Raw genomic sequence first — 468 nt, 5'->3', positions numbered from 1 at the left:
GCCATGCCGCAACCCTTCGTCCCGGGCGGGGACCCTGCCCCCAATGATCGCAATACAATCATGATGTCCCATGCCTGCGCAACTAAATGTATTGCCGCAACAACGAAACCAGTATTAAAAATAATACAACTCAGATTCGGGAGAGGCGCATGCCCATCGTTACCGTCCAGATCCTCGAAGGCTATGACGCGACCGTGAAGACACGGTTGGGTCGCGCGCTGACCGACGCGGTGCGCAGCGTGATCCCCGCATCGCCGGATGCCGTGACCGTCATCCTGAACGACATGCCCGCCACCAATTACATGCGCGGCGGCGAACACCGCACCGGCGCACCGGCGCTGCCCGATGCGGCCGACAGCGTCCTGCGGTATCTGCAGGCGATGGAGGCGCGCGATCTGGACCTTGCGGCCACGTTCCTTGCCCCCAATGTGGTGATGACCTTTCCGGGCCCCTACCGCATGACCAGCA

Annotated in this window: 1 protein-coding gene; it reads left to right on the top strand. The window is 62.0% G+C overall.

Annotated elements, in window-relative coordinates:
- Nucleotides 1-149: 149 nt before the first annotated feature.
- A partial coding sequence (locus ACLD7X_RS18800; protein WP_411425201.1) for a tautomerase family protein occupies nt 150-468 on the top strand: 319 nt, incomplete at its 3' end.

This window comes from Aphanothece microscopica RSMan92 (assembly GCF_046613545.2).
In the GTDB taxonomy this organism is placed as follows: domain Bacteria; phylum Cyanobacteriota; class Cyanobacteriia; order PCC-6307; family Cyanobiaceae; genus NIES-981.
This window is presented reverse-complemented; position numbering and strand designations above follow the sequence as displayed.